22 protein-coding genes are annotated in these 26,374 nt (G+C 70.7%); 16 read left to right on the forward strand and 6 right to left on the reverse strand.

From position 1 onward, the window contains the following. Window positions 1-10: 10 nt before the first annotated feature. The 6 genes from ABFJ78_RS23755 (at window position 11) to ABFJ78_RS23780 (ending at window position 5,872) form a co-directional block, all read left to right on the forward strand. On the forward strand, window positions 11-823 hold the full coding sequence (locus ABFJ78_RS23755) for a PHP domain-containing protein (RefSeq protein ID WP_436388552.1): 813 nt from the start codon (window positions 11-13) through the stop codon (window positions 821-823). 197 nt (window positions 824-1,020) lie between these two features. Continuing rightward, window positions 1,021-1,830 (forward strand): ABC transporter ATP-binding protein, encoded by an 810-nt coding sequence (locus ABFJ78_RS23760; RefSeq protein ID WP_436388553.1) that lies wholly within the window; start codon window positions 1,021-1,023, stop codon window positions 1,828-1,830. Continuing rightward, window positions 1,827-2,600: an ABC transporter ATP-binding protein gene (locus tag ABFJ78_RS23765; RefSeq protein WP_436388554.1), complete on the forward strand. Its 774-nt coding sequence runs from the start codon at window positions 1,827-1,829 to the stop codon at window positions 2,598-2,600. The genes ABFJ78_RS23760 and ABFJ78_RS23765 overlap by 4 nt, the downstream gene beginning before the upstream one ends. Further along, window positions 2,597-3,475: a branched-chain amino acid ABC transporter permease gene (locus ABFJ78_RS23770; protein ID WP_436388555.1), complete on the forward strand. Its 879-nt coding sequence runs from the start codon at window positions 2,597-2,599 to the stop codon at window positions 3,473-3,475. The genes ABFJ78_RS23765 and ABFJ78_RS23770 overlap by 4 nt, the downstream gene beginning before the upstream one ends. Before the next feature lie 7 nt (window positions 3,476-3,482). Further along, entirely contained in the window at window positions 3,483-4,625 is a 1,143-nt protein-coding gene (locus ABFJ78_RS23775) for a branched-chain amino acid ABC transporter permease (protein WP_436389001.1), read from the forward strand. Beyond that, a complete protein-coding gene (locus ABFJ78_RS23780) occupies window positions 4,622-5,872 on the forward strand; it encodes an ABC transporter substrate-binding protein (protein WP_436388556.1) in 1,251 nt (416 codons plus the stop codon). The genes ABFJ78_RS23775 and ABFJ78_RS23780 overlap by 4 nt, the downstream gene beginning before the upstream one ends. On the opposite strand, the gene ABFJ78_RS23785 is transcribed toward ABFJ78_RS23780, so the two are convergent. Further along, window positions 5,814-6,875 carry a Glu/Leu/Phe/Val dehydrogenase dimerization domain-containing protein gene (locus ABFJ78_RS23785; RefSeq protein WP_436388557.1) on the reverse strand — a complete coding sequence of 354 codons (1,062 nt, stop codon included), beginning with the start codon at window positions 6,873-6,875 and terminating at the stop codon, window positions 5,814-5,816. The two genes, ABFJ78_RS23780 and ABFJ78_RS23785, sit on opposite strands and share 59 nt — an antisense overlap. A gap of 80 nt (window positions 6,876-6,955) precedes the next feature. Here ABFJ78_RS23785 and ABFJ78_RS23790 point away from each other — a divergent pair, with 80 nt between their 5' ends. The 3 genes from ABFJ78_RS23790 to ABFJ78_RS23800 all read left to right on the forward strand — a co-directional run bounded on the left by ABFJ78_RS23790 (window position 6,956) and on the right by ABFJ78_RS23800 (window position 8,449). Next, window positions 6,956-7,411 carry an Lrp/AsnC family transcriptional regulator gene (locus ABFJ78_RS23790; RefSeq protein ID WP_436389002.1) on the forward strand — a complete coding sequence of 152 codons (456 nt, stop codon included), beginning with the start codon at window positions 6,956-6,958 and terminating at the stop codon, window positions 7,409-7,411. Between the two features lie 140 nt (window positions 7,412-7,551). Further along, window positions 7,552-7,809: a hypothetical protein gene (locus ABFJ78_RS23795; protein WP_436388558.1), complete on the forward strand. Its 258-nt coding sequence runs from the start codon at window positions 7,552-7,554 to the stop codon at window positions 7,807-7,809. A 40-nt stretch (window positions 7,810-7,849) separates the two neighbouring features. Further along, the gene (locus ABFJ78_RS23800; RefSeq protein ID WP_436388559.1) at window positions 7,850-8,449 is read left to right on the forward strand and encodes a GNAT family N-acetyltransferase; all 600 of its coding nucleotides are present in this window, start codon (window positions 7,850-7,852) and stop codon (window positions 8,447-8,449) included. On the opposite strand, the gene ABFJ78_RS23805 is transcribed toward ABFJ78_RS23800, so the two are convergent. Both ABFJ78_RS23805 and ABFJ78_RS23810 read right to left on the reverse strand, forming a co-directional pair. After that, the gene (locus tag ABFJ78_RS23805; RefSeq protein ID WP_436388560.1) at window positions 8,440-11,145 is read right to left on the reverse strand and encodes a GH92 family glycosyl hydrolase; all 2,706 of its coding nucleotides are present in this window, start codon (window positions 11,143-11,145) and stop codon (window positions 8,440-8,442) included. The two genes, ABFJ78_RS23800 and ABFJ78_RS23805, sit on opposite strands and share 10 nt — an antisense overlap. A gap of 212 nt (window positions 11,146-11,357) precedes the next feature. Continuing rightward, a complete protein-coding gene (locus ABFJ78_RS23810; RefSeq protein WP_436388561.1) occupies window positions 11,358-11,990 on the reverse strand; it encodes a YigZ family protein in 633 nt (210 codons plus the stop codon). Window positions 11,991-12,537: 547 nt separating this feature from the next. Between ABFJ78_RS23810 and gltB the strand changes: the two genes are divergently transcribed. Both gltB and ABFJ78_RS23820 read left to right on the forward strand, forming a co-directional pair. Continuing rightward, window positions 12,538-17,109 (forward strand): glutamate synthase large subunit, encoded by a 4,572-nt coding sequence (gene gltB / locus ABFJ78_RS23815; protein ID WP_436388562.1) that lies wholly within the window; start codon window positions 12,538-12,540, stop codon window positions 17,107-17,109. Then, window positions 17,102-18,553, forward strand: a complete 1,452-nt coding sequence (locus ABFJ78_RS23820; protein ID WP_436388563.1) for a glutamate synthase subunit beta — start codon at window positions 17,102-17,104, stop codon at window positions 18,551-18,553. Before gltB ends, ABFJ78_RS23820 begins: the two co-directional genes overlap by 8 nt. 57 nt (window positions 18,554-18,610) lie before the next feature. Here ABFJ78_RS23820 and ABFJ78_RS23825 read toward each other — a convergent pair whose 3' ends face one another. After that, complete coding sequence (locus ABFJ78_RS23825) at window positions 18,611-19,483, reverse strand: SDR family oxidoreductase (protein ID WP_436388564.1); 873 nt, start codon at window positions 19,481-19,483, stop codon at window positions 18,611-18,613. Between the two features lie 84 nt (window positions 19,484-19,567). Between ABFJ78_RS23825 and ABFJ78_RS23830 the strand changes: the two genes are divergently transcribed. Beyond that, window positions 19,568-20,140, forward strand: coding sequence for a TetR/AcrR family transcriptional regulator (locus ABFJ78_RS23830; RefSeq protein WP_436388565.1), 573 nt, complete (start codon window positions 19,568-19,570; stop codon window positions 20,138-20,140). Between the two features lie 73 nt (window positions 20,141-20,213). On the opposite strand, the gene ABFJ78_RS23835 is transcribed toward ABFJ78_RS23830, so the two are convergent. Then, entirely contained in the window at window positions 20,214-21,200 is a 987-nt protein-coding gene (locus ABFJ78_RS23835; RefSeq protein WP_436388566.1) for an ArsR/SmtB family transcription factor, read from the reverse strand. A gap of 257 nt (window positions 21,201-21,457) precedes the next feature. Here ABFJ78_RS23835 and ABFJ78_RS23840 point away from each other — a divergent pair, with 257 nt between their 5' ends. Together ABFJ78_RS23840 and ABFJ78_RS23845 are read left to right on the forward strand one after the other, a co-directional pair. Further along, the gene (locus tag ABFJ78_RS23840; RefSeq protein WP_436388567.1) at window positions 21,458-22,090 is read left to right on the forward strand and encodes an RICIN domain-containing protein; all 633 of its coding nucleotides are present in this window, start codon (window positions 21,458-21,460) and stop codon (window positions 22,088-22,090) included. Window positions 22,091-22,309: 219 nt separating this feature from the next. Further along, a complete protein-coding gene (locus tag ABFJ78_RS23845; protein ID WP_436388568.1) occupies window positions 22,310-23,707 on the forward strand; it encodes a Dyp-type peroxidase in 1,398 nt (465 codons plus the stop codon). Window positions 23,708-24,250: 543 nt separating this feature from the next. Here the strand turns inward: ABFJ78_RS23845 and ABFJ78_RS23850 are convergent. Beyond that, window positions 24,251-25,147 carry an ROK family protein gene (locus tag ABFJ78_RS23850; protein WP_436389004.1) on the reverse strand — a complete coding sequence of 299 codons (897 nt, stop codon included), beginning with the start codon at window positions 25,145-25,147 and terminating at the stop codon, window positions 24,251-24,253. 194 nt (window positions 25,148-25,341) lie between these two features. On the opposite strand from ABFJ78_RS23850, the gene ABFJ78_RS23855 reads away from it, so the two are divergent. Together ABFJ78_RS23855 and ABFJ78_RS23860 are read left to right on the forward strand one after the other, a co-directional pair. After that, window positions 25,342-25,551: a CbtB domain-containing protein gene (locus tag ABFJ78_RS23855; protein WP_372671046.1), complete on the forward strand. Its 210-nt coding sequence runs from the start codon at window positions 25,342-25,344 to the stop codon at window positions 25,549-25,551. An 18-nt stretch (window positions 25,552-25,569) separates the two neighbouring features. Continuing rightward, entirely contained in the window at window positions 25,570-26,328 is a 759-nt protein-coding gene (locus ABFJ78_RS23860) for a CbtA family protein (RefSeq protein ID WP_436388569.1), read from the forward strand. The last annotated feature ends 46 nt before the right edge of the window (window positions 26,329-26,374 follow it).

Genomic DNA, 26,374 nt, shown 5'->3' on the forward strand with positions numbered 1-26,374 from the left:
CCTCGGCCGGGTGACGATCGACCTCCACGCGCACAGCACGGCTTCGGACGGCACGACGCCGCCGTCGGAGCTCCCCCGGCTGGCCGCCGAAGCCGGGCTGACCGTACTGGCCCTCACCGACCACGACACCCTGGACGGCCTGGCCGCGGCTTCCGCCGCGTCGGACATCGAGCTGGTCCCGGGCGTCGAGATCTCGTGCCGGCTGGACGAGTTCGAGGTGCACCTGCTCGGTCTGTTCGTCGATCCATTGCACGCGCCGTTGGCCGACGAGCTGGAGCTGATCCGCACCGACCGGGAGCGGCGCGCGGTGCGGATGGTCGAGCGGTGCCGGGAGCTGGGTGCGCCGATCAGCCTCGCTCAGGTGCGGGAGATCGCCGCGGGGGCGCCGCTGGGACGGCCGCACATCGCCGCGGCGCTGGCCGCGGTGGGGATCGCCGAAGCCTTCACCTCCGATTGGATTGCCGACGGTGGCCGGGCGGACGTGCCGAAGTACGTGCTGTCCACTGTGGAGGCGATCTCGCTCGTGCGCGCCGCCGGGGGTGTCGCGGTGCTGGCGCATCCGCGGTCGGTCAAGCGGCGTGCTTCGGTCACTGACTCGCAGTTGGCCGCGCTGGCCGAAGCCGGGTTGGCGGGAATCGAGATCGACCACCCGGAGCAACCACCGGAGGTCCGTGCGCGGCTACGGGACGTGGCCGCCGGGCTCGGGGTGGTTGCTACCGGGTCCAGTGACTTTCACGGTGCGCGGAAGGCGGTTCGGCTCGGTCAGTGCACCACCTCGGCTGAGGTGTTCGCGGCTTTGCGGGAGGGCGCGGAAACGACGTGAATGACTCATTCATGTCGTCTGGCGACATGAATGAGTCATTCACGGCATCGGGGCACCCCACCCCGTGTCCGTTTTGTAGCCCGCGGGGTCTCCACGTGGGGGTGTCCGAGAGCCGCGCCTGATCGCAGGATGACCGCCACCGACCGTGACTCACGTCACACGAGTGGAGGAGGCCTCTTGCGTCTTGGATTGAGTCCGTGCTGACCGTGCGTGGTCTGCGGGTGCGCTACGGCCGGTCGACACCCGCCCTGCACGGCGTCGACCTCGACGTTTCCGCCGACGGCGTCCTCGCCGTGCTCGGCAGCAACGGCGCCGGGAAGTCGACCCTGCTGCGCGCCGTGTCGGGCACGCTCCGGATGCACCGGGGCGCCGTCGACGCCGGCGAGATCCGCTACGACGGCCACGCGCTCGGCAAGCTCGACCCCGCCCGGATCGTCCGGCTCGGTGTCGTCGGCGTGCCCGAGGGACGGCAGGTCTTCGCGCGGATGACCGTCGAGGAGAACCTGCGGGCCGGCGGCATCGGCGCCCGGACCGCCACCGAACGCACCGAAGCCCGCGAGCGAGTCGACGCCCTGTTCCCCGTGCTCACCGAACGCGCCAAGCAGCGCGCCGGCCTCCTCTCCGGCGGCGAACAGCAGATGCTCGCCATCGGCCGGGCGCTGATGTCCGCGCCGAAGCTGCTGCTGCTCGACGAGCCGTCGCTGGGCCTCGCGCCGAAGATCGTCGAGCAGATCGGCCGGACCATCCGCGAGATCCACGAGCAGGGCACCGCCGTGGTGCTGGTCGAGCAGAACGCCGTGATGGCGCTGAACGTCGCCGACCACGCCGTGGTGCTGGAGGTCGGCCGGGTCGCCCTCGCCGGGACGGCCGCCGAGCTCTCCGCCAGCCAGGACGTCCGGCGGCTGTACCTCGGCGGGCACGCCGAGTCGCAGGAGACCGCCGACGCGGAAGCCGAGCAGGCGCGCAAGCAGCTGGCCGGCCGGACGCTGTCGAGGTGGGCCGGATGACGCCGCCGGAACTGCGGGTCGAAGACGTCTCGCTGCGGTTCGGCGGGATCCGCGCCCTCGACGAGGTGAGCTTCACCGTCGCACCCGGGTCGCTGCACGCGCTGATCGGGCCCAACGGCGCCGGGAAGTCCAGCTGCTTCAACGTGATCAGCGGCCTCTACCGGGCGAACGCGGGCCGCGTGCGGCTCGGGGACACCGACCTCACCGGGCTCGCGCCGCACAAGCTCGCCCGCTTGCGCGTCGGGCGGTCGTTCCAGAACGCCGCGCTGTCGGCCGGGTCGACCGTGCTGGACAACGTCATGCTCGGCCGGCACGCGCTCACCCGCGGCGGGTTCCTCGAAGTCGGGCTGCGGCTGCCGTGGACGGTCCGCGCCGAACGCCGGCACGCCGAGCGGGCGCGGGAAATCTGCGCGTTCCTCGGCCTCGGCGCGGTCGTCGACGCACCCGTCGGCGCGCTGCCCTACGGCGTCGTCAAGCGCGTCGACCTCGCCCGCGCGCTCGCCGTCGAACCGGTGCTGCTCCTGCTCGACGAGCCCGCGGCGGGGATGAACGCGGCCGAGACCGCGGAGCTGGCCGGCACGATCAGCGGGATCCGCGCCGAGCTGGGCATCTCCATCCTGCTCGTCGAACACGACATGGGCCTGGTGATGGGCATCGCCGACCGGGTCACGGTGCTCGACTTCGGCCGCCGCATCGCCGACGGCACGCCGGCGCAGGTCCAGTCCGACCCGGACGTCATCAAGGCCTACCTCGGCACGGAGGCGGCGTGAACACCTTCCTGCAGCTCACGGTCAACGGCCTCGGCAAGGGCGCGGTCTTCGCCCTGCTCGCGCTGGGGTTCGTGATCATCTTCAAGGCCACCGAAGTGGTCAACTTCGCGCACGGCTCACTCGTGCTCTTCGGCGGCTACCTCGTCGTCGTGACGCGGGACGCGCTGGGCTGGGTGGGCGCGTCGCTCGTCGGCATCGTCTCGGCCGGAGTGCTCGGCCTGGTCGTCGAGCGGCTGCTGCTGTCACGCTCCCGGCACGCCGACGCGAACAGCCTGGCGCTGCTCACCATCGGCGTCGACGTGATCGTCACCGAGGAGATCGTGCGCCGCCTCGGCGTCACGCTGCCCTTCCTCGGCGACGCCTGGGACGCGAAACCGTTCCAGCTCGGCGGGATCACGCTGTTCCGCACGCACCTGGTCGCGCTCGTCGTGGCCGCGGTGCTCATCACGGCGTTCTGGCTGGCCTTCAAGTACTCGAACTGGGGCGTGGCCATGCGCGCCCAGGCGGAGAACCGGGAAGCCGCCGCGCTGATGGGCATCCGCAGTTCGCGGGTCACCGCGACCGCGTGGCTCGTCGCCGCGCTGCTGGCCGGGGTGGCCGTGCTGTTCATCGCCACGCAGGACTTCTCCGGCGCCGGGCTTTCGCGCGGGACGCACTCGATCGCGCTGGCCGCCTTCCCGGCCGCGATCCTCGGCGGCCTCGACTCGACGGCGGGCGCGGTGGTCGGCGGCCTGGTCGTCGGGATCGTGGAAGCGCTGTCCGCGCAGTACGTCTCGTTCGACTTCTCGAAGAGCGCGGTCTTCCTGGTGATGCTGGTGGTCCTGGTGGTGCGGCCCTCGGGGCTGTTCGGCACGAGGGAGCGAACCCGTGTCTGACAGCGCCGTGTCCGAAGTGGACACCCCACCGGCCGTCGACGCGACGCCACCGCCGCGCCGCGACTGGGGAAAGCTCGTGCGCACCGCGGCCTGGCTCGCGCTGCTGGTCGTCCTGCTCGCCCTGCCGCTCTACCTCGACGCCGCCTGGCTGAAGGCCGGGCAGTACATGATGATCGGCGGGGTCGGCGCGATCGGGCTGACGCTGGTGGTCGGGCAGGCCGGGCAGCTTTCCCTGGCCCACGCGTTCTTCCTGCTCGCGGGGGCCACCGCCTACACCGTGCTGTCCGGGCCGGCGGGCGACGACCGCGTGGTCGGCTTCGGTCTCGACCCCGGCCTGTCGCTGCTCGGCGCGGTGGTCGTCGCGGCGCTGCTGGGCCTGGCCTTCGCGCCGGTCGCCGGGCGGCTGCGCGGGATCTACCTCGGCGTCGCCTCGCTGGCGCTGGTGTTCCTCGGGCTCTACTTCGGACAGTCGGCGGAGGAGCTGACCGGCGGGACGTCGACCGGGCGCGCGCCGGCGCCGTTCTCGCTGTTCGGCTTCCCGTTCACCAACGACGGTCCCGAGATCACCGTGCTGGGCGTGCCGATCCGGCAGGCCGAACGCACGTGGTACCTGTTCCTGCTGCTGACCGTGGTGGCGTTCGTGATCGCGCGCGGCGCCGTGCGCGGCCGCGTCGGGCGCTCGTGGCGGGCGGTGCGCGACAACGAGGCCGCGGCGGCGGTGATGGGCGTCAGCGTGCTGCGCGCGAAGGCGGGCGCGTTCGCCGTCTCGTCGGCCTACGGCGGCCTCGCCGGCGCGATGACCGTGCTGTGGTTCGACATCCTCAAGCCGGACGAAAGCGAGTACGGCACCTACGGCATCAACGTGTCCATCGCCTACCTCGCGATGGTCATCATCGGCGGCCTCGGCTCGGTGTCCGGCGCGCTGGTCGGTGCGCTGATCGTCAACGGGCTGCCGCAGGTGCTCGCCCTGTACTCGGCCGACCTCGGCTGGTTCTCCGGCACCGGCGACGGCGCGCTGACCCCGATCCTGGTCAGCTCGTTCGTCTACGGCGCCGCGATCATCCTCGTCGTCCTCTTCGAGCCGGGCGGGCTCGCCGCGATCGGCCGCCGGCTCACCCGTTCCCGCCGTCAACCCCCGGAGGAACCATGAAACGCACACACCTGGCGGCGGCGCTGGCGGCCGTCCTCGTCCTCTCCGCGTGCAGCACGAAAGCGGGCGACTCGGGCTCGTCGGGCTCGGACAGCTCCGGCGTCAAGACCGGCAAGGGGGTCACGGCGAGCGAGGTGACACTCGGCGTGATGACCGACAAGTCCGGCGTCTTCAAGAACCTCGGCCTCGGCGTCACGCAGGGCAACGAGCTGTGGGCCAAGGACTTCAACGCCGCCGGCGGCGTCTGCGGCCGCCAGGTCAGGCTGGAAGAGGTCGACCACGGCTACAAGGCCGACACGGCGAAGACGCTGTACCCGCAGATCGAGCCGAAGGTGCTCGGGTTCGTGCAGCTGCTCGGCTCGCCGGTGGTGGCCGCGCTGAAGCAGAACCTGGCGTCCGACAAGGCCGTCGCCGCGCCCGCGTCGTGGTCGTCGGAGCTGCTGGACAACCCGTACGTGATGATCGTCGGGACGACGTACGACCTCGAGATCATCGACGGCCTCTCGTACCTGCAGGAGCAGGGGCTGCTCAAGGACGGCGACACGATCGGGCACGTGTACATCGACGGCGAGTACGGCAAGAACGGCCTGCGCGGCTCGCAGTTCTACGCGAAGAAGCACAACTTGACGGTCAAGGAAGTGAAGATCACCTCGACCGACAGCGACCTCACGAACGTCGTCACCGGGCTCAAGGGCGCCGGAGTCAAGCTGATCGCGCTGACCACCACGCCCGCCCAGACCGGGTCGGCGGTCGCGGCGAACAAGGCGCTCGGACTGAACGTGCCGGTGCTGGGCAACAACCCGACGTTCGACCCGGCGCTGCTGAAGAGCCCCGCCGCGGGCGCGCTGGACAAGCTGACGGTCGTCGCTAGCAGCGTGCCGTTCTCCGCGGACATCCCGAAGGCCAAGGACGTCGCGGCGAAGTACAAGGCGGCGTACAAGGAAACGCCGAACGGCGGCGTCCCGTACGGGTACGCGGTGGGCGAGGTCTGGGGCGCGGTGCTGAAGAAGGCCTGCGACAACAAGGACCTCACCCGCGACGGCATCTCCGCGGCGCTGAAGCAGACGACGTCGGCGAACACGGACAACCTGGTCGCGGCGCTCGACTTCTCGAAGCCGGGAACGCCGGCGACGCGCCAGGTGTACGCGGCCACCCCGGACGCCTCGGCCGAGGGCGGCGTCAAGTACGTCAAGCCGCTGTTCGAGGCACCGGAGGCCAAGGAGTACGTGGCACCGCACCAGAAGTGAGCCGGCGCCGAGCCAGCGCGGCCGCCTCGTGCAACGGGGTGGTCGCGTTGGCCTTCGCCGCGCTCAACAGGTCCCCGACCGTCTGCTCGATCGTCTCCACGCGGGCCAGCGCGCCCTCGTGGTCGAGGCCCTCCGCTTCCCGCGAGAGCGTGTAGAGGATCCCGCCCGCGCTCGCCACGTAGTCCGGGACCCACAGGATGCCGCGTGCCGCGAGCTCGTCCGCGACGGCGTCGTCGGTGAGCTGGTTGTTCGCCGGGCCGACGACGAGCGGCGTGTCGAGCCGGGCCACCGTCTCGGGGCTGAGCACCCCGCCCACCGCCGCCGGGATCACCACGTCGGCCGTCAGCGTGAGCGCTTTCTCCGGCTCGACCCAGGTCAGGCCCTGGTTCTCGGCGCCGGCTCGCTTCGCCGGGTCGATGTCGGAGACGACGACGTCGGCACCGTCCGCCCGCAGGCTCGCCGCGAGGTGGGCGCCGACCGAGCCGTAGCCGCTGATCACCACGCGGCGGCCGGTCATGTCCGCCGAGCCGAGCGCGGCCCGGAGCGCGGCGAGCACCCCCACCGCCGTCGGGCCGCTGGAGGAACCGGTTCCGCCCGCGGACTCGGGCGTGCAGAACGCGAACGCCGAGACTTCGCGCAGCACCAGCATGTCGGCCGGGCCGGTGCCCACGTCCGGGCCGGCCAGGTAGGCGCCGCCGAAGTCGGCGATGAGGTCGGCGTGGTCGAGCAGGACGTCCCGGCGCTCGGCCGGCGAGAGGACGCGCCCGGGCTCCGGCGCGATGACGCTCTTGCCGCCGCCGAACGCGAGCCCCGCGACGGCGCACTTCGCCGTCATGGCCGCCGACAGGCGGAGGACGTCGCCGACGGCTTCTTCGAGCGTGGCGTACGGCTTGAAGCGGCAGCCGCCGACGGCGGGGCCGAGCGCGGTCGAATGGATGGCGACCATGGTGGTGATGCCGGATCGACGGCCCCGGCGGGCCACGAGCTGCTCATGTGCGGTCATGCCGACCGAAGTTAGAGTGAACATCGGCGGTGCCGGAGCACTGCCGAACGAAATTCGGCGACGACACGGAGGACGCGGTGCTGGACGAACTTGATTCGGCGATCGTGCGGCACCTGCAGGAGGACGCGCGGCAGACCAACCGGGACATCGCCCGGAAGGTCGGCATCGCGCCCTCGACGTGCCTCGAGCGCATCCGGCTGCTGCGCGAACGCGGAGTCATCCGCGGCTACCACGCCGACATCGACCTGCCGAGCCTCAACCGCGGCGTCCGGGCGCTCGTCGCGGCGCAGGTGCGGCCGTTGAGCCGGGCGGTCATCGACGAGTTCCAGCGCTCGATCGCGGAGCTGCCGGAAGTGCTTTCGGTGTACGTGACCGCGGGGAGTGACGATTTCCTGATCGAAGTCACAACCCGGGACATCGACGCGCTCCACGCGTTCCTCGCCGACCGGCTGGCGTTGCGCCGGGAGATCGTCGGCTTCCGCACGTCGATCGTTTTCCGGCACCTGCGCAAGACGACGATTGAACCGCTCACGTAGGGGTATCCGGGGGCATCACCCGGAAAGGACGCGACACACCCCTAAGTGAAACCCTCGAAATACCCCTGTTCGCACGCTGAGAGGCGAAAACTGTCGGTGGTGGGCGGTCTAATGGGTCACGACGGGAAGGAGGCTCCGCCATGATCACCGAGTTGAACCACCGTGAGCGGGCCACGTTGAGAGCCGTGGCCGGGGGCCACGCCGAGATCAGCTGCAGCTGCGAGCCCGACCTGTTCATCGACGGCCTGAGCTGCTGCGACCAGTCCACCGTGCACCGCCTCGCGCGGCTCGGCCTGATCGCACCCGCCAGTCCCGGCAAGTGCGGCGAGCGCGTGGCCGCCGTGCTCACCGAGGCCGGCTCGCTGGCGCTGGGCGAGGTCCTCGCCATCGCCGCGTAATCGCGTTGCCACACACTGGGGTTACTGCCAGCATCACCCGATGCACGTATTCCTCGAAACCGAGCGGTTGATCTTGCGCCGGTTCACCGAGAACGACGCCGACGCACTCTTCGAGCTCTACGACGACCCGGCCGTGATGAAGTACCTCAATGGGGGACAGCCGGCGGATCGCACCGAGATCGTCACCCTGGATCTCCCCGCGTTCCTCGGTTACTACGAGCGTTTCCCCGGTTACGGGTTCTGGGCGGCGATCGAGAAGAGCACCGGCGATTTCCTGGGGTGGTTCCATTTCCGCCCGCGCCCGCAAGATCCGCTGGACGAACCGGAACTGGGGTACCGGCTGCACCAGAAGGCGTGGGGCAAGGGTTACGGGACCGAAGGCTCGGCGGCCCTGCTCGAGAAGGGCTTCACCGAACTGGGGGTCACCCGCGTGACGGCGTTCACCATGACGGTGAACGAGCGGTCGCGCCGGGTGATGGAGAAACTGGGGATGCGGTTCGTCCGCACGTACTTCGAGGAGTTCCCGGAGCACGAGCGCGCTCCGGGCAGCGAGCACGGCGAAGTCGAGTACGCCATCACCCGCGACGAGTGGCTCGCGAGCGCCGCGCCCGGCGCCCGCGAGCCGTCGGATCAGCGGTAGACCTCGAACTCGTAGATCCGCGCCGCGCCGTCGCCGTTGTTGGTCGGCGTCGTCAGGTTCAGCTTCACGTACCGGGCCGACCTCGTCGTGATCGGGTGGTACGTGCGGCTGGCCCGCGACCCGCTCACCGAAGCGACCGTCGTCCACGTGCTGCCGTCGGTCGACGTCTGGATCGTGAACGCGCCGGTGTTCCAGCCGGTCGTCTCACCGCCCAGGCCCGCGTGCTTGACCACGAACGACGACACGTTCTGCGCCGACCCGAGGTCGACCTGCAGGTACTTGGTCGCCGCAAGAGAACAGAACTTGCTGTTGTTCGCCAGGCTGCCGTCGACGGCGAGGGCCGGCGCCTCGGCCGAGTTGCACGGCGCCGAGCCCGTGGCCGCCTTGCCCTGGGCCAGGTTCGCGCCGAGCTCCGGCGCGGCCGGCGGCGGCGTGAACCCGTCGTTGTACGACGGCGGGACGTCCGCGGTGCTCGTGCCCCACGCGCTCGCCGACGAGCCCATCGTGTAGTTCAGCGTCGACGCGCCCGCGATGTCGCCGTAGCGGATCCACGACTTGGTCGTCGCGGTCCCGTTGACGCTCAGGCTCTGCACGTACTGCGCACCCTGGCCCGCGCCGGAGCCGGTGATCTGGATCGTGCCGCTCGGGCGGATGATCGAGGCCGACGGGAACAGCGGGCCGTGCAGGGCCAGGACGTCCGCGCCCGGCGTCGCCGGGTACATCCCCAGCGCGGCGAAGACGTACCACGCCGACGTCGCGCCGAGGTCGTCGTTGCCCGGCAGACCACCCGGGCCGGTGGTGAACGATTCGTTCATCACGCGCCGCACCGCCGAACTGGCGCCCTGCGGGTGAGCGGCGTAGTTGTACGCCCACGGCACGCCGTGCTCCGGCTCGTTGCCGATGTAGAAGTACGGCTGGGTGAGGCCGCCGTTGAGCTGGGTGAAGTGGTGGTCCAGCCGCTGGACGGCGGTCTGCCTGCCGCCCATCAGGTTGATCAGGCCCTGGTAGTTGTAGGGCACCATCCACGTGTACTGCGACGGGTTGCCCTCGGTGTAGCCGCTGTTGCTCGACGGCACGACCGGCCACGCCCAGTTGCCGTCGCTGCCGCGCGGCTGGACGTAGCCCGAGTCGGTGCCGAACACGTTCTGCCACCACTGGGCGCGCTGCATGTACGTGGTGTACTTCGTGGTGTCGCCCAAGGCTTTCGCGAACTGCGCCACCGCGAAGTCCGACGCCGAGTACTCGAGCGAGTCCGACGGGTCTTCGTAGACGTAGTGCCGGCTGAGGTAGCCGCTTTGCCGGCCGCGGATCGCCTGGCCCTGCGTGGTGCCGCCGTTGGAGCTCTTGTCCATCAAGGTCAGCGCCGCCGCGGTGTCGAAACCGCGGACCCCGAAGGCGTACATGCTGCCGACGATGATCGGCCCGGGGTCACCGGTCATCACGAAGTGCTCGTTGCTGTTGTGCGACCACTTGGGCAGCAGCCCGCCCTGCTGGCCGTCGAGCACCATCGACTTCGCGATGTCGCTCGCTTCGGCTGGGGCGACCAACCCGATGAGCGCGGCCCACGACCGGTAGATGTCCCAGCCGGAGTAGTTCTGGTAGACGGTGTGCGACGCGGTGTGGACCGCTTGGTCGAACCCGCGGTACTGGCCGTTGGTGTCGCTGGCGATGTTCGGGTTCTGGAAGACGTGGTACAGCGCCGTGTAGAACTTCTGCAGGTCCGCGGTCGCGCCTCCGGTCACCTGGACGCGGTTGAGGACGCCGTTCCAGCTCGTGTCCGCCGCGCCGCGGATCCCGGCGAAGTCGAAGCCGGGGTTTTCGGCGGCGAGGTTCGCCTGCGCGTTGGCCAGGCTGACGAACGAGATGCCGACCTTCGCCTGCACCGTCGTGGTGCTCGAGGTGTCGAAGGTGACGTAGCCGCCGGAGTTCGTGCCGCTGGTGCTCGCGGAACCGGCGTTCACCGTGCCGCCGAGCCAGGTGCCGAACCCGCTGGGCGCGCGGTCGAACTGGATCACGTAGTAGATCTGGTAGGTCTTCGACGAACCGCAGAAACCGCCACCGGTCACCGAACCGGTGAGCTGGCTGCCGTTGATGGAGATCGATCCGCTGCGGTTTCCGGTGGCGCTGCGGCCGGTGTTGACGAGCAGCCGCGCGGACGTCGTGTTCGGGTAGGTCAGCTTCATGAAGCCCGACCGCTTGGTCGCGGAAAGTTCGACGGTCGTGTTGTAGTTGTCGAGCTTGTTCTTGTAATAACCGGGCGCGGCCGACTCGTTGGCTTTGGTGTAGCGGCCGGCATATCCGGTCCAGCCGGTGCCGGGCGAGGTCCCGATCGCGCCGGTGATCGGCAGCAGGCCGAGGTCTTCGTTGTTGGCGCAGCCGGCGCCGTTGAAGTGGGTGAGGCTGAACTCCTCGATGCTCGTGTCGCTGTAGCGGTACCCGGACGGCGACGCGGTCGGGGTGTCCGGGCTGAACTGAACCATCCCGAACGGCACGACGGCGCCGGGGTACGTGCTGCCGCCGGCGCCGCCGGGAACGGGGTTCGGGGAGTTGCTGTTGTCCGTGCCGATGAAGGGATTCACGTACTGCGTAAGGGCCAACGTGTCGGCCGCGGCCGCGGGCACGGTGGAAAGCCCCGCGCCGGCGAGAATCGCGGCGAGCACGGCTCCGCGCAGCCGTCTGGCGAGTGGTCCGGACATGAACCTGTCCTCTCCTTGTCGCACGCTTCCGCCGGGCGACAACGTTGTCGGGCGTGGTGACAACGTTGTCAGCTCGGCGGACGCCGCGCTGACAACGCTCAGGGATCGAAGTGGTACCGGAACTCGGTGGCAGGACATGGTGCCACGGCGGGACCCTCGGGCGGAAGCACCGAAAGTCCGTTGCGCGCCAAGCGGTTCCGCGACCGGACCACTCAGCGGCGGTGGACCACCCAGTGGTCGCCGAGCTCGGTCGTCGACGCCTCGCCGTTCGTCAGGTCCGCCAGCCAGCTTTCGAAAGCCGGCGCCTCCCCCGGCGCCAGGCCGATCTCGAACCGCGCCAGTTCGTCGTAGCGGGTCGCGTGGACCAAGTGCGGCGACGCGCGCAGGTCGTTCTCCAGCCGGCCCGCGCGGTCGTAACTCACGGCGACCTCGACGAGCCTGAGACGCCGGTGTTCTAGTACACCAACAACTTCCACTGCGTCCGAAACGGACTGACCGTACGCGCGGATCAACCCGCCCGCCCCGAGCAGCACTCCGCCGAAGTAGCGCGTGACGACCGCGACCGTGTCGGTCAGCTCACGCCGCCGCAGCACCTCCAGCATCGGCGTGCCCGCGGTGCCGGCCGGCTCACCGTCGTCACTGGACCGCCGGGTTCGCCCGTCAGCGCCCAAAACGAACGCGTGGCAGTGGTGCCGCGCCCCCGGATCGGTCCGGCGGCGGGCCGCGATGAACTCGCGCGCGGCCTCCTCCGACGTCACCGGAGCGAGCGCGCAGAGGAACCGGGAGCGCTTGATCTCGAGCTCGTGCACCCCGGAACGAGCCACGGAGAGATAACGATCAGTCATCGGACGCGTCCGCCATGCAGCCAGCTTCTCACCCGTGCGCGGCGTCGCGACACGTGCCCCAGACCACTTGGGACAGACGTTTCCGCAGGTCAGAGGCGATAATGACCGACCTTCGGGAGCGACAGCCCGACATATGGGACTACCCTGGGACTCGTCAACGCAACCGTGGCATTTCCCACCCGGGCGCAACGACGTATGTCGATAACAGCGAATTCACACTATCGTCATAAGACCCGGCGAACCCGGGAGTAACACCGCGCGCTCCGACTGGCCCCCACCACAGTGGCCGGTCTGTGCGCGCACGCAGCACCCGACATGTTCGGCTGCCCAGTGTTGTGCGGCCTCCCAGATGACCGCGTCCGGTTTCCGAGCATCGACGCTCGGCCGGTACCCCACGGCATCTTGCACTGAGACACCACCAACGCCGACAACAGCAACTGTTCTCGACTGACCATCGCGGTACCGGACCACTTCGTTAACCGGTTCAGCTCGAACCACTCGATGAGGTGAGTACCGGTCGCGCCAACGCCTTGGGAGGCGGCCAGCCGTGACCCACCGTGCCCGTTCCCTGCGCCCCGCAGGGCAGCAGCTCAGCAACGCCGAGGCCGAAGGCCTCTACCGGAGCGACTACGAACACGACGCCTGCGGTGTCGCCTTCGTCGCCGACCTGACCGGCCGCCGAGATCATTCGATCGTCGCCAAGGCCCTGGTCGCGTTGCGCAACCTGGAACACCGCGGGGCGCGGGGCGCCGAACCGGACACCGGCGACGGCGCCGGGCTCCTGATCCAGATCCCGGACGAGTTCTACCGCGAGGTCGTGGACTTCGAGCTCCCCGAGGCGGGCACCTACGCCGTCGGCACGGCTTTCCTGCCGCAGGACGAAAAGCGCCGCGGGCGGGCCATGACGACCATCGAGCGCATCGCCGCCGAGGAGGACATGCGCGTCCTCGGCTGGCGCGAGCTGCCGGTGCACACCGAGCACTGCGGGCCGACCGCGGCCGAGACCATGCCGCACTTCACGCAGCTGTTCCTCACCGCGCGCCGCCCGAAGCCGGAGCACTCGGACCCGCTGCACATCGAGCGCAGCGCGTTCTGCGTGCGCAAGCGCGCCGAGCACGAGCTCGTCGAGGACGACGTCTACTTCCCGTCGCTGTCCTCGCGCACGATCGTCTACAAAGGAATGCTCACCGAGCCGCAGGTCGAGCGCTTCTTCGCCGACCTCACCGACGAGCGCGTCACCAGCGCCATCGGCCTGGTGCACTCCCGCTTCTCCACCAACACCTTCCCGTCGTGGCCGCTGGCGCACCCGTACCGCTACGTCGCGCACAACGGCGAGATCAACACCCTGCGCGGCAACCGCAACTGGATGGACGCCCGCGAGGCCCTCCTCGAAACCGACCTGATCCCGGGCGACCTCAAGCGCGTCTACCCGGTGATCACGCGCGGCGCCAGCGACTCGGCCTCCTTCGACGAGGTCCTCGAACTGCTGCACCTCGGCGGCCGCTCGCTGCCCCACGCGGTCCTGATGATGATCCCGGAAGCGTGGGAGAACCACCAGGAGATGGACCCGGCGCGACGCGCCTTCTACGAGTTCCACTCGACTTTGATGGAGCCGTGGGACGGCCCGGCGCTCGTCGCGTTCACCGACGGCTCCCAGATCGGCGCGGTGCTCGACCGCAACGGCCTGCGCCCCGGCCGCTACTGGGTGACCGACGACGGCCTCGTCGTGCTCGCCTCCGAGGTCGGCGTGCTCGACATCGACCCGGCGACGATCGTCCGGAAGGGACGCCTCGAGCCCGGACGGATGTTCCTCGTGGACACCGCCGAGGGCCGGATCGTCGAGGACGAGGAGATCAAGACCGAGCTGGCCACCGCGCACCCGTACGACGAGTGGGTCGAGGCCGGTCTCCTGCACCTGGAGGACCTGCCCGAGCGCGACCGCGAGGTCCCGCTGCACGCCGCGCTCGTCCGCCGTCAGCAGGCGTTCGGCTACACCGAGGAAGAGCTCGAAGCCATCCTCGAGCCGATGGCCCGCACCGGCGCGGAGCCGATCGGCTCGATGGGCAACGACTCGCCGATCGCGACGCTGTCCAGCCGGCCGCGGCTGCTGTTCGACTACTTCATCCAGCTGTTCGCCCAGGTGACGAACCCGCCGCTGGACGCCATCCGGGAGGAGCTCGTCACCGCGCTCGGCACGCAGATCGGCGCCGAGCCGAACCTCCTCGAAGGCGACGCCTCGTCGTGCCGCCGGATCGTGCTGCCGTTCCCGGTGCTCGACAACGACCAGCTCGCCAAGCTGGTGCACGTCAACGACGACGGCGACCTGCCCGAGTTCCAGGCCGTCACCGTGCTCGGCCGCTACAACGTCCACGGCGGCGGCGAGGCGCTGGTCAAGCGCCTCGACGAGATCCGCGCCGAGGTGTCGGAGGCGATCGAGGACGGCGCCCGGCTGATCGTGCTGTCCGACCGCGGGGTCGACGAAAACCACGCGCCGATCCCGTCGCTGCTGCTGACCGGCGCGGTGCACCACCACCTCGTCCGTGAGAAGACGCGCACGCAGGTCGGCCTCATCGTCGAGGCCGGCGACGCGCGCGAGGTGCACCACATCGCGCTGCTCATCGGCTACGGCGTCGCCGCGGTGAACCCGTACCTGGCGATGGCGACCGTCGAGGAGATGGCCCACCAGGGCCTGATCCCGGGTGTCACGCCGAAGGAAGCGACGTACAACCTGATCAAGGCGCTCGGCAAGGGCGTCCGCAAGACGATGTCCAAGATGGGTGTCTCGACCGTCGCGTCCTACACCGGCGCGCAGATCTTCGAGGCGATCGGGCTCGGCGAAGAGGTCATCGACAACTGCTTCACCGGCACGACGTCCCGCCTCGGCGGCGTCGGCTTCGAGACTCTCGCCGACGAGGTCGCGAAGCGGCACAAGTACGCGTTCCCGGCCGACGGCGTCCGGGCCGCCCACCGCGAGCTCGAGACCGGCGCGGACTACCAGTGGCGCCGCGAGGGCGAGCCGCACCTGTTCAACCCGCAGACCGTGTTCAAGCTGCAGCACTCCACGCGGTCCGGGAAGTACGAGATCTTCAAGGAGTACACGAAGGCCGTCGACGACCAGGCCGAGAAGCTGCTGACGCTGCGCGGGCTGTTCGACTTCAAGTACGGCAAGCGCGCGCCGGTGCCGATCGAGGAGGTAGAGCCGGTCTCGGAGATCGTCAAGCGGTTCGCCACCGGCGCCATCTCCTACGGCTCGATCTCGATGGAGATGCACCAGACGCTCGCCATCGCGATGAACCGCCTCGGCGGCAAGTCGAACACCGGTGAGGGCGGCGAAGACGCCGAGCGGCTGTACGACCCGGAGCGCCGCAGCGCCGTGAAGCAGGTCGCGTCCGGCCGCTTCGGCGTCACGAGCGAGTACCTCGTCAACGCCGACGACATCCAGATCAAGATGGCGCAGGGCGCGAAGCCCGGCGAGGGCGGGCAGCTGCCCGGCGCGAAGGTGTACCCGTGGATCGCGAAGACGCGGTTCTCGACGCCGGGCGTGGGCCTGATTTCGCCGCCGCCGCACCACGACATCTACTCGATCGAGGACCTGGCGCAGCTGATCCACGACCTGAAGAACGCCAACCCGAACGCGCGCATCCACGTGAAGCTCGTGTCCGAGGTCGGCGTCGGCACGGTCGCGGCCGGCGTCTCCAAGGCGCACGCCGACGTCGTGCTCATCTCCGGTCACGACGGCGGGACGGGCGCGTCGCCGCTGTCGTCCATCAAGCACGCCGGTGGCCCGTGGGAACTGGGCCTGGCCGAGACGCAGCAGACGCTGCTGGCCAACCGGCTGCGCGACCGGATCGTGGTGCAGACCGACGGCCAGCTCAAGACCGGGCGGGACGTCGTCGTCGCGGCGCTGCTCGGCGCCGAGGAGTTCGGTTTCGCGACCGCGCCGCTGGTGGTGTCCGGCTGCATCATGATGCGCGTCTGCCACCTCGACACGTGTCCGGTCGGTGTCGCGACGCAGAACCCGAAGCTGCGCGAGAAGTTCAGCGGCAAGGCCGAGTACGTCGTCAACTTCTTCGAGTTCATCGCCCAGGAAGTGCGCGAGTACCTGGCGGAGCTCGGTTTCCGGTCGATCGCCGAGGCGGTCGGGCACGCCGAGTTCCTCGACAAGCGCAAGGCGATCGACCACTGGAAGGCGGCCGGGCTCGACCTGTCGCCGATCTTCCACGTGCCGGACATGGCCCCGGCCGGGCTGCGGCTGCAGCAGACGCTGCAGGACCACGGCCTGGAGAAGGCCCTCGACAACACGCTGATCCAGCTGGCCGAGGGTGCGTTGAACTCCGGCGACAAGGTGCGGCTGGAACTCCCGGTCCGCAACGTCAACCGGACCGTCGGCACGATGCTCGGCTCCGAGCTGACCAAGCGGTGGGGCGGCGAAGGCCTGCCCGACGACACCATCGACGTCACCTTCACCGGGACCGCGGGTCAGTCGTTCGGCGCGTTCGTGCCGAAGGGCATCACGCTGCGGCTCTACGGCGACGGCAACGACTACGTCGGCAAGGGCCTCTCCGGCGGCCGGCTGATCGTGCGCCCGCCGAAGGAGGCGCGGATCGCCGCCGAGGACCACATCATCGCCGGCAACGTCATCGCCTACGGCGCCACGAGCGGCGAGATCTTCATCCGCGGCAAGGTCGGCGAGCGGTTCTGCGTGCGCAACTCGGGCGCGCTGGCCGTCGTCGAAGGCGTCGGCGACCACGGCGGCGAGTACATGACCGGCGGCCGGATGGTCGTGCTCGGCCCGATCGGGCGCAACTTCGCGGCCGGCATGTCCGGCGGCATCGCCTACGTGCTGGACCTGCCCGCGCACCGCGTCAACCCGGAGATGGTCGACCTCGACCCGCTCGACTCCGAGGACGCGGACTTCCTGCGCGAGACGCTGGAAAAGCACTACGACGAAACGGAATCCGCCGTCGCGCGGGAGCTGCTGGCCGACTGGGACGCGGGCGTCGACCGCTTCGGGAAGGTCATGCCGAAGGACTACAAGCGCGTGCTCGCCGCCCAGGTGCAGGCCGAGCGCGACGGGCGCGACGTGAACGAGGCGATCATGGAGGCCGCACATGGCTGACCCCAAGGGCTTTCTGACCACCACCCGCGAAGAGCCGAAGCGCCGCCCGGTCGACCTGCGGCTGATGGACTGGCGAGAGGTCTACGAAGACTTCGCCACGACGAAGCTGCAGAAGCAGGCCGGCCGGTGCATGGACTGCGGGATCCCGTTCTGCCACCAGGGCTGCCCGCTCGGGAACCTCATCCCCGAGTGGAACACGCTGACCTGGCGCGAGGACTGGCAGCAGGCGATCGAACGGCTGCACGCGACCAACAACTTCCCGGAGTTCACCGGCACGCTGTGCCCTGCCCCGTGCGAAACCGCGTGCGTGCTCGGGATCAACGACGACCCGGTGACGATCAAGCGCGTCGAGATCTCGATCATCGACCGCGCCTTCGACGAGGGCTGGGTGACGCCCCAGGTGCCCGTCGCGCTCACGGGCAAGAAGGTCGCGGTCGTCGGGTCCGGCCCGTCGGGACTCGCCGCGGCGCAGCAGCTCACGCGCGCGGGCCACAGCGTCGTGGTCCTCGAGCGGGCCGACAAGATCGGCGGGCTGCTGCGCTACGGCATCCCCGAGTTCAAGATGGAGAAGTCCCGCCTCGACCGGCGCCTCGACCAGATGCGCGCCGAGGGCACGGAGTTCCGGACGTCGGTGAACGTCGGCGTGGACATCACGGCTTCGGAGCTTCAGTCGTCGTACGACGCGGTGGTGCTCGCGGGTGGCGCGACCGACTGGCGCGACCTGCCGATCCCCGGCCGCGAGCTCGACGGCATCCACCAGGCCATGGAGTTCCTGCCGCCGGCCAACCGGGTCGCTTCGGGCGAGCTGGAGAAGTCGCCGTTCGACGCTTCCGGCCTGGACGTCGTCGTGATCGGCGGCGGTGACACGGGCGCGGACTGCGTCGGGACGTCGCACCGCCAGGGCGCTCGTTCGGTGACGCAGCTGGAGATCATGCCGAAGCCGCCGGAGTCGCGTTCGGACGCGCACCCGTGGCCGACGTACCCGATGATCTACCGGGTGTCCTCGGCGCACGAAGAGGGCGGCGAGCGGCTGTACGCGGTGAACACGCAGGAGTTCCTGGGTGACGACGCCGGCCGGGTGCGCGCGCTGAAGCTGGTCGAGGTGCGCAACGAAGGCGGCAAGTTCGTCCCCGTCGAAGGCTCCGAACGCGAGCTGCCCGCGCAGCTCGTCCTGCTGGCGATGGGCTTCCTCGGACCGCAGAAGAAGGGCCTGCTCGAGGACCTCGGCGTCGAGCTGGACGCGCGGGGCAACGTCGCCCGCGACAAGGCGTTCAAGACGAGCCTGGACAACGTGTTCGTGGCCGGTGACATGGGCCGCGGCCAGTCCCTGATCGTGTGGGCGATCGCGGAGGGCCGCAGCGCGGCGGCCGGCGTGGACGCCTACCTGACCGGGCGGGACGTCCTGCCCGCCCCGATCGCGCCGACGGACCGGCCGATCGCCTAGAACCCGGCGCCGGCGGGGGTGTCACTGTCGCCACCTCCGCCGGCGCTGTCCCACTTCTCAGCCGTAGTAACCGTTTTCGAGGTCGTCGAGCAGCCCCGGGCGCTCCGGCCGCCAGCCGAGCAGCGCCCGCGTCCGTCCGCTCGACGCGGGTTGGTCGATCGCCAGGATCGGACCCAGGAACCCGAGTTCGCCGGCCTCGACGGACGTGGGTGGCAGGCCGAGGCGGCGTCCGGCCACCTCGGCGACGTCCCGGATCGCCACGCCTTCGTCGCCCACCGCGTGCAGCACCGAGCCCGCCGGCGCCTGCTCCAGCGCGAGGCGGAACAGGTGGGCGGCGTCGGCGACGTGCACCGCGGGCCAGCGCTGCGAGCCGTCGCCGACGTACGCAGCGATGCCCTTCTCCCGGCCGAGGCCGACCAGCCGCGCGATGAGCCCGTGGGCGTCCCCTTCGCCGTGCACCGACCGCGGCAGCCGCACGACGGACGCGCGCACGCCGCGGTCCGCCGTCTTCAGCACCGACCTCGCGACCTCGGCGCGGCCCGCGACCGGCCCGAAGCCGACCGGGTCGTCCTGCTCGGTGACGGTCCGGCCGGGCACGATCGGCGTCCCCGAGGCGGCGACGAACGCCTTGCCTTCGAGCACCTCGCCCAGCGCCTCGACGAGCGCCGCGTCGGTGCGGATGGCCTCTTCCATCCGGCTGAAGTCGTGGCCGAAGGCGAGGTGGACGACACCGTCGGCATCGGCGGCGCCCTTCCGGAGGGTTTCGAGGTCGTCCAGGTCGCCGCGAAGCACGTCGGCGCCGGTCTTCGCGACGACCTCCGCCGAGGCGTCCGACCGGGCGAGCCCGACGACGTCGTGGCCGGCGTCGATCAGCTCGGGGACGAGGGTCCGGCCGATCCAGCCGGACGCCCCGGTGACGAAGACACGCATGAGGAACCTCCCTGTGATGACACCTGGTGCCATCAACCGTAGCACGTGTGACGACACCGGGTGTCATCGCTTAGGCTGGACGTCATGAGCCGCTGGGAGCCGAACACACGCGAGCGGCTGGTGCGCGCCGCGGTGGAGTCGTTCCTCGAGCGCGGCTACGACGCCGTGACGGTCGCGGAGATCACCGAACGGGCGGGACTGACCAAGCGGACGTTCTTCCGGCACTTCGGGGACAAGCGCGAGGTGCTGTTCGCGGGTCAGGACGTCCTGAGCGGCCTCCTCGCGGACGCGATCACCGCGGCCCCCGGGTCCGCGACGCCGATCGAGGCGATCTCGGCGGCGCTGACGGCGGTCGAGGCGGTCTTCGACGCGGACTGGCGGGAGTGGGCGGCGAAGGTCCAGCGGGTGGTCGCGGGCCAGCCGGACCTCCGCGAGAGGGAGTTGCTGAAGCGCGCGAAGCTCAGGGGCGCGATGGCTTCCGCGTTGCGCGCTCGTGAAGTCTCGGACCCGGCAGCGAGCCTGGCGGCGGAGATCGGCGGCTTGGCGTTCACGACGGGCTTCGCGCGCTGGGTGGAACCGGCGAACGAACGGGGTTTCGGCGAACTGGCCCGGGAAGCCTTGGCCGAGCTGGTGGAAGCCGCTGCCGGGTTACGGTGAGCCGACGTCATGAAAGAGTCGTTCATGACGTCCAGTGCGCTGAACGAGTCGTTCATGACGGCGCCCCCGGCCGTCAGGTGTCCAGGAGAGCGCTTCCCAGCGGCGTGAGCGAATGCAGCACCGTGTTCCGCTCCCGGTGCGTGGTGATCAGCCCGGCCCGCCGCAGCACCGTCGTGTGCTTGCTGACCGCCGACGGCGTGACGCCCAGCCGCGCCGCCAGCTCCGACGTCGAGCAGCCCACCGCCAGGACCGCCAGCGCCGCCGCGCGGGTCGGGCCCAGCAGGTCCGCCAGCGCCTTGCCGGACGCCCGGTGCGCGCCGCGGCCGAAGCCGGCCGGCGGGGCGGCCTGGCGGACGCACGGGTAGTGCAGCCGCGGCGTGCCGCCCGGGGCCGCCGGGACCAGGCCCGGGCACACCGAGAAGTACGTCGGCACCAGCAGCAGGCCCGTGCCCTCCGACGGCACCGTGCCGGGGATCCGGTCGTCGGTCTCCAGCTCGGGCGCCTCCCAGCGCACCAGCGGGCGCAGGCCGGTCAGCAGCGCGTCGACGCCCCCGTGGAGCAGCAGCTGCGTGCGCATCCCGAGGTCCGCGTCCACCTGGCCGGACAGCGTCTCCCAGCCGGGGGCGATCGCGAGTTCGTGGTAGTCGCGCAGGGCCTGGACCAATCGCGGGAGGCCGGCGGTGTCGCCGTCGGCGAGCGCGGCGGCCCACGACGGCAGGTCACGGCCGGCCGGCGCCGTGCGCAACGCCGTCTTCAGGCTCAGCGGATCCGTCTTCAGCACCGCCGCGAGCCCGGACTCCAGCTCGTAGCGCCCCGCCGCGGGCAGCAGGAAGCCCGGCAGCGGCGCGTCCGGCCGGCAGAGCCACATCAGCACCGCGGCCGAATCGGGCAGGCTCTGCCACACGCGGTACCGCCACCGGTTGAACGCGCCTGAAGCGGCGGTGCGGCCGCCGTCGCGGCGCTGCAGGACCTGCAGGCTCGAGGCGAGCTCCCCCATCGGGTCGGCCGCGGCGGCGAGCCCGACGCGGACGAGGTCGGGCAAGGTCAGCTCGATGCGCACGCCACTCCCCCCGGGTCTGTCCCTGTATCGGCGCCGGTTCCGTTCTGTTACACGCCTGACGTGCGTTTTGGCCCCTCACGGAAATGACCTCGACGACGACGGAACCGCACTGAATGATGGTCCGAGAGACCGCTTTCGGGGGTTTGACGGTCTCGACGAGGGGGATTCGCCGGCACGACCACGCGCCGGGTCCGCACGGGCCCGGAGCTGGGTGGCGCCCTTTCGTCAGCACGGGTGAACCGACGAAAAGGGGAAGCATGACGAAGATGAAGCGGCTGATGGTCACGGTCGCCGCGGCGGCGGGCCTGTTCGGCCTGGTCGCCGTTCCGCAGGCCGGCGCGGCGCCCGCCGACGGCAAGGGCACCGCGGTCTCGGCGCTCGCCGGCGGGATCAAGCTGCGGCCGGCGAAGGTGGGGGCCGCGCACAAGTCCACCGCCGGCGTCGCGGGCGCGCAGGTCGCCGAGGCGGACGCGTACCTGATCGAGTCGGCCGCCTTCGGCCGCTGCTGGGACGCCGACCTGGGCACGATCGGCGGCAACGGCACGAAGATGCAGCTGTGGGACTGCGACGTGTACGCCGCGAACCAGGCGTTCTACGTCACCCGCATCCCGGAGGGCTACCTGCGCTTCCAGAACGTGCAGAGCGGCCGCTACCTCGACGCCGACCTCGGCACGGCCGGCGCCAACGGCACCAAGGTCCAGCTGTGGGACTACCGCGCCGGCGCCAAGAACCAGTGGTGGGCCGACACCGTGAACCCGGAGGGCTACCTGCGGCTGCAGAGCCCGCAGAACAACCGGTACCTGACCGGCGAGGGCTCGGTCGGCGCCAACGGCACGCGGCTGCAGCTGTGGGACTACATCGCGGGCGGCAAGTCGCAGTGGTGGTACTGATCCGCTAGCCGGAGAAGAACGCGGGTCCCGGTTTCCGGGGCCCGCGTTTTTCGTTGCGGGCGAACAGATTCCGCGTTCAACTTAATCTTTCGTGTGAATGCCGTGGTTTCGGTGGCACGCGACGGGACGGCGAGGGCAGCCTGGTTGCAGGGGGCACGCACCGGCGAGGGGGAGCTTCGGCCGGGCGTGCGCCCGTTTCACACGGGAGGGGAGCCCGCAATGAGTGTCGACCTGTCCACCACGCTGTCCTGGACCACCGCGACCGGGGACGCCGAGGTGATGCTCGGCGAACTGCAGCCGAACATCCTGAAGGCCCACGTCCGCGACCACCTTTCCGCGCTGCTGCTGGGATTCGGCGACGCGGCGGAGGCCCGGGCGTTCCTGGTCTCGGTCACCGGGAAGATGAAGTCTGCCAAGCAACACCTCGAAGAGGTCGGCGCGTTCAAGGACGCCGGCGCGGCGGGCACGCCGTACGTCGGTGTCGGGCTGACCGCGGCCGGGTACGGCGTCCTCGGTGTCGAGAACTTCCCGGCGGACGAGTCGTTCCGGCGCGGAATGGCGGCACCGGAGACGCGGCGGCGGCTGAACGACCCGCCGCGCTCGACGTTCGATCCGGGTTACCACGGCGAAATCCACGCGGTGGTGCTGATCGGCGACGCGACGGACAAGGCGATGACCGCGCGGCGCAACGAGATCCTCGGCCTGCTGCCGGACTCGGTCACGGTGCTGGCGGAGGAAACGGGTCTCGGCCGCGTCAACGCGCGCGGCGAGGGCATCGAGCACTTCGGGTACGTCGACGGCCGGAGCCAGCCGTTGTTTCTTACTGAGGACGTCGACTCAGAGAAGAACAACACGGACGGCATCAACGTGTGGAATCCGGCGGCGCCGCTGGCCCAGGTGCTGGTGCCGGACACCGCGGCCCCGGATCCGGGCGTGCACTTCGGCAGTTACTTCGTCTTCCGCAAGCTGGAGCAGAACGTCCGGCGGTTCAAGCAGGCAGAGGCGGACTTGGCCGACACACTCGGCTTGACGGGCGACGACCGCGAGCGCGCGGGCGCGATGCTGATCGGCCGGTTCGAGGACGGAACGCCGTTGACGACCCAGCGCGAAGACGGCGCGGAAAGCCCGGTGTCGAACAATTTCACGTACGACAGCGACCGCGCGGCGCTGAAGTGCCCGTTCCAGGCGCACATCCGCAAGACGAACCCGCGAGGCTCGGGAGGAGCGGAGGACCCGGCGGGCGAGCGCTTGCACTTGATGGCGCGTCGCGGTGTCACGTACGGCGAGCGTCCGGACGACCCGAACGCGGAGGTACCCCCTTCGGCGCGGCCCAGTGGCGGCGTGGGGTTGTTGTTCATGGCGTTCAATTCGGTGCTGGGCAACCAGTTCGAGTTCACGCAGGCGGTCTGGGCGGACAACCCGGGCTTCCCGATCGTCGAGGGCGTGACCCCGGGGCTGGACCCGGTGATCGGCCAGGGTGAACGGGGGACGTCGGAGTACACGGTGGAGTGGGGCGGCTCGACGCAGCGGACGGCTGAGCCGGTGCCGCAAGCGGTGAGTTTGCGGGGCGGGGAGTACTTCTTCATGCCGTCGTTGGCGTTCCTGCGGGCGCTCTGAGAGGTTCGACCGCCGGCGCGGGCTGCCGGGCGGGGTTGGGGGCGGGATTCCGGGGTGGGCCGGGTCCGGAAGGTTGGGTTGGCGGGATGTCGCGAGGCCTTGACCAGCCGGCTCGCCGCCCGCCAACTCACGCCCACGCAGCCTGCCATCCCAAACCCGCGCAGCCCGCCAGCGCCCGCCAACTCGCACCCACCCGGCCCGCCAGCGCCCGCCAATCCACACCCGCCCAACGCCCCAGCGCCCGCCAACCCACACCCGCGCAGCCCGCCAACGCCCGCCAACCACACCCGCCCGGCCCGGCGGCGGCCGCCAATCCACACCCGCCCACCGCCCCAGCGCCCGCCACCCCACACCCGCGCAGCCCGCCAACGCCCGCCAACCACACCCGCCCGGCCCGGCGGCGGCCGCCAATCCACACCCGCCCAACGCCCCAGCGCCCGCCAACCCACACCCGCGCAGCCCGCCAGCGCCCGCCAACCCACACCCACCCGGCCGCCAGCGCCCGCCAACCCACACCCGCCCGGCTCGGCGGCGGTCGACCGGTCAGCCCTTCAGCAAGTCCAGCGCCAGCAACCCCGCCCCCAGCCGGCCGGCCTCGTCCCCCAGCTTGGCGATCCGCAGCTCCGGCATCCGCTGGAACGTCAAATGCGCGGCCAGCCACTCCCGAACCGGCTCCAGCACGTAATCCGCCGCCGTGAACAGTCCTCCCCCGAGCACGATCACCTCCGGGCCCAGCAACGTCAGCAGCGTCCGGATCCCGTGCCCCAGACCGTCCAACGCGTCCTGGACCACCGCCACCGCCACCTCGTCGCCGTGGCGGGCCAGCTCCACCACCTCACGCGCCCCGTCGGCCGGGCGGCCTGTTCTCTCCGTGTACCTCCTGGCGATCGCCGCCGCCGAGGAGATCGCCTCCAGGCAGCCCGTCGCGCCGCAGCCGCACTTGCCCGGGTGGCCCACGTCGATGTGCCCGACCTCGCCCGCCTGCCCGTGCGCGCGGTGGATCCGGCCGTCGAGCAGCAGCGCCGCCGCGATGCCGGTGCCGACCGGGATGAACGCCGCGTTCGTCGCGCCCTGGCCCGCGCCCACGCGGAACTCGGCGATGCCGCCCGCCGTCACGTCGTGGCCGAACGCCACCGGCAGCCCGAGCCGTCCCTCCAGCAACTCGCCGAAGGGGACCTCGCGCCAGTCGAGGTTGGCCGAGAAGTGGCAGACGCGGGTCTCCTCGTCGACGATCCCCGGCACGACCACGCCCACCGCCGACGGCCGCCCGGTGCCCGCCTGCTCCGCCAGCGCCGTCACGATCTCCGCGACCTGCGCGGCCAGCGCCGTGCCGTCCGCGCTGCGGGCCGTCTCCGCCCGCAGCGTCGCCTTGGGCTGCAACTGCTCGTCGAGCAACGCCGCCTTGATCGTCGTCCCGCCCACATCGAGGGCCGCCACCATTCGAGTCACCGCGGCATTGTCACATTGACGCAGCCCGAACGGCGGACCTACGCTCAACCGGCCAGACGACGGATTCCGGAACGCGGTGAAAGTCCGCGCGGTCGCGCCACTGTGACCCCCATCAGGGGGAAGCCAGACCCGGACCGTCGTGACCGACCCCGATGAGGCCGCGAAAGCCCGAGGAGGCCACGCTCATGTCCCACACGGCAGCTCCCGCCGTCCCGCTCCCGATTCGCATCCCGATCCGTGAGATCGTGCCGTGGGCGGTGTTCGTGGTGCTCCTCGCCCTGATCGCGCTGTACTTCGTCAGCGCCGAGCAGGGCGCCACGTCGGTGTTCGCGAACATGTACGTCCACGAGTTCGTGCACGACGGCCGGCACCTGCTGGCCTTCCCCTGCCACTGAGCGGCGGCACGACTCCAAATGATGAAGACCTTGCTGGTCCGCGGCATGCTCGCGGGCCTGATCGCCGGCGTGCTCGCGTTCGGGTTCGCCTACGCCTTCGGTGAGCCGTCGGTCAACACGGCGATCGGCCTCGAAGAGTCCGGCGGCCACTCCCATTCGCACGATGCGGGCGCCACCCCGGCTCCGGCCGAGGAACACGAAGAAGAGCTAGTCCCGCGGGACATCCAGAGCACCGTCGGGCTGCTGACCGGCGTGCTGGTCTACGGCGTCGCGATCGGCGGCCTGCTCTCGCTGGCCTTCGCGTTCGCCCAGGGCCGCCTCGGCAACCTCCGCCCCCGCGTGACGGCGTTGCTGCTCACCGGCGGCGCGTTCGCGGTGGTGTTCCTGGTGCCGTTCCTGAAGTACCCGGCCAACCCACCGGCGGTCGGCCAGCCGGGCACGATCGGCTCGCGCACCGAGCTGTACTTCGGGTTCGTCGCGGTCTCGCTGCTGGTGGGCATCCTCGCGACGGTGTTCGGCCGCAAGCTCGCGGACCGCTTCGGAGCGTGGAACGGCTTCCTCCTGGCCGCGGCGGGCTACCTCGTCGTGATCGGCGTGGTGGCCTGGCTGATGCCGGCGGTCGACGAGGTCCCGGCGGACTTCCCGGCCTCGACGCTGTGGAGCTTCCGGACGGCGTCGGTCGGCACGCAGGTGACGCTCTGGCTGGCGCTCGGCCTGGCGTTCGGCGCCTTCGCAGAGAGGGCGTTGAACAAGAAGACCGTCGTCGCCGCGTCGTGAGCTTCGCCCTCTAGGATTCCCCCGCCGGGTCGGGGGATTCCGGAGG

The organism is Amycolatopsis sp. MEPSY49 (genome assembly GCF_051337345.1).
GTDB lineage: Bacteria > Actinomycetota > Actinomycetes > Mycobacteriales > Pseudonocardiaceae > Amycolatopsis.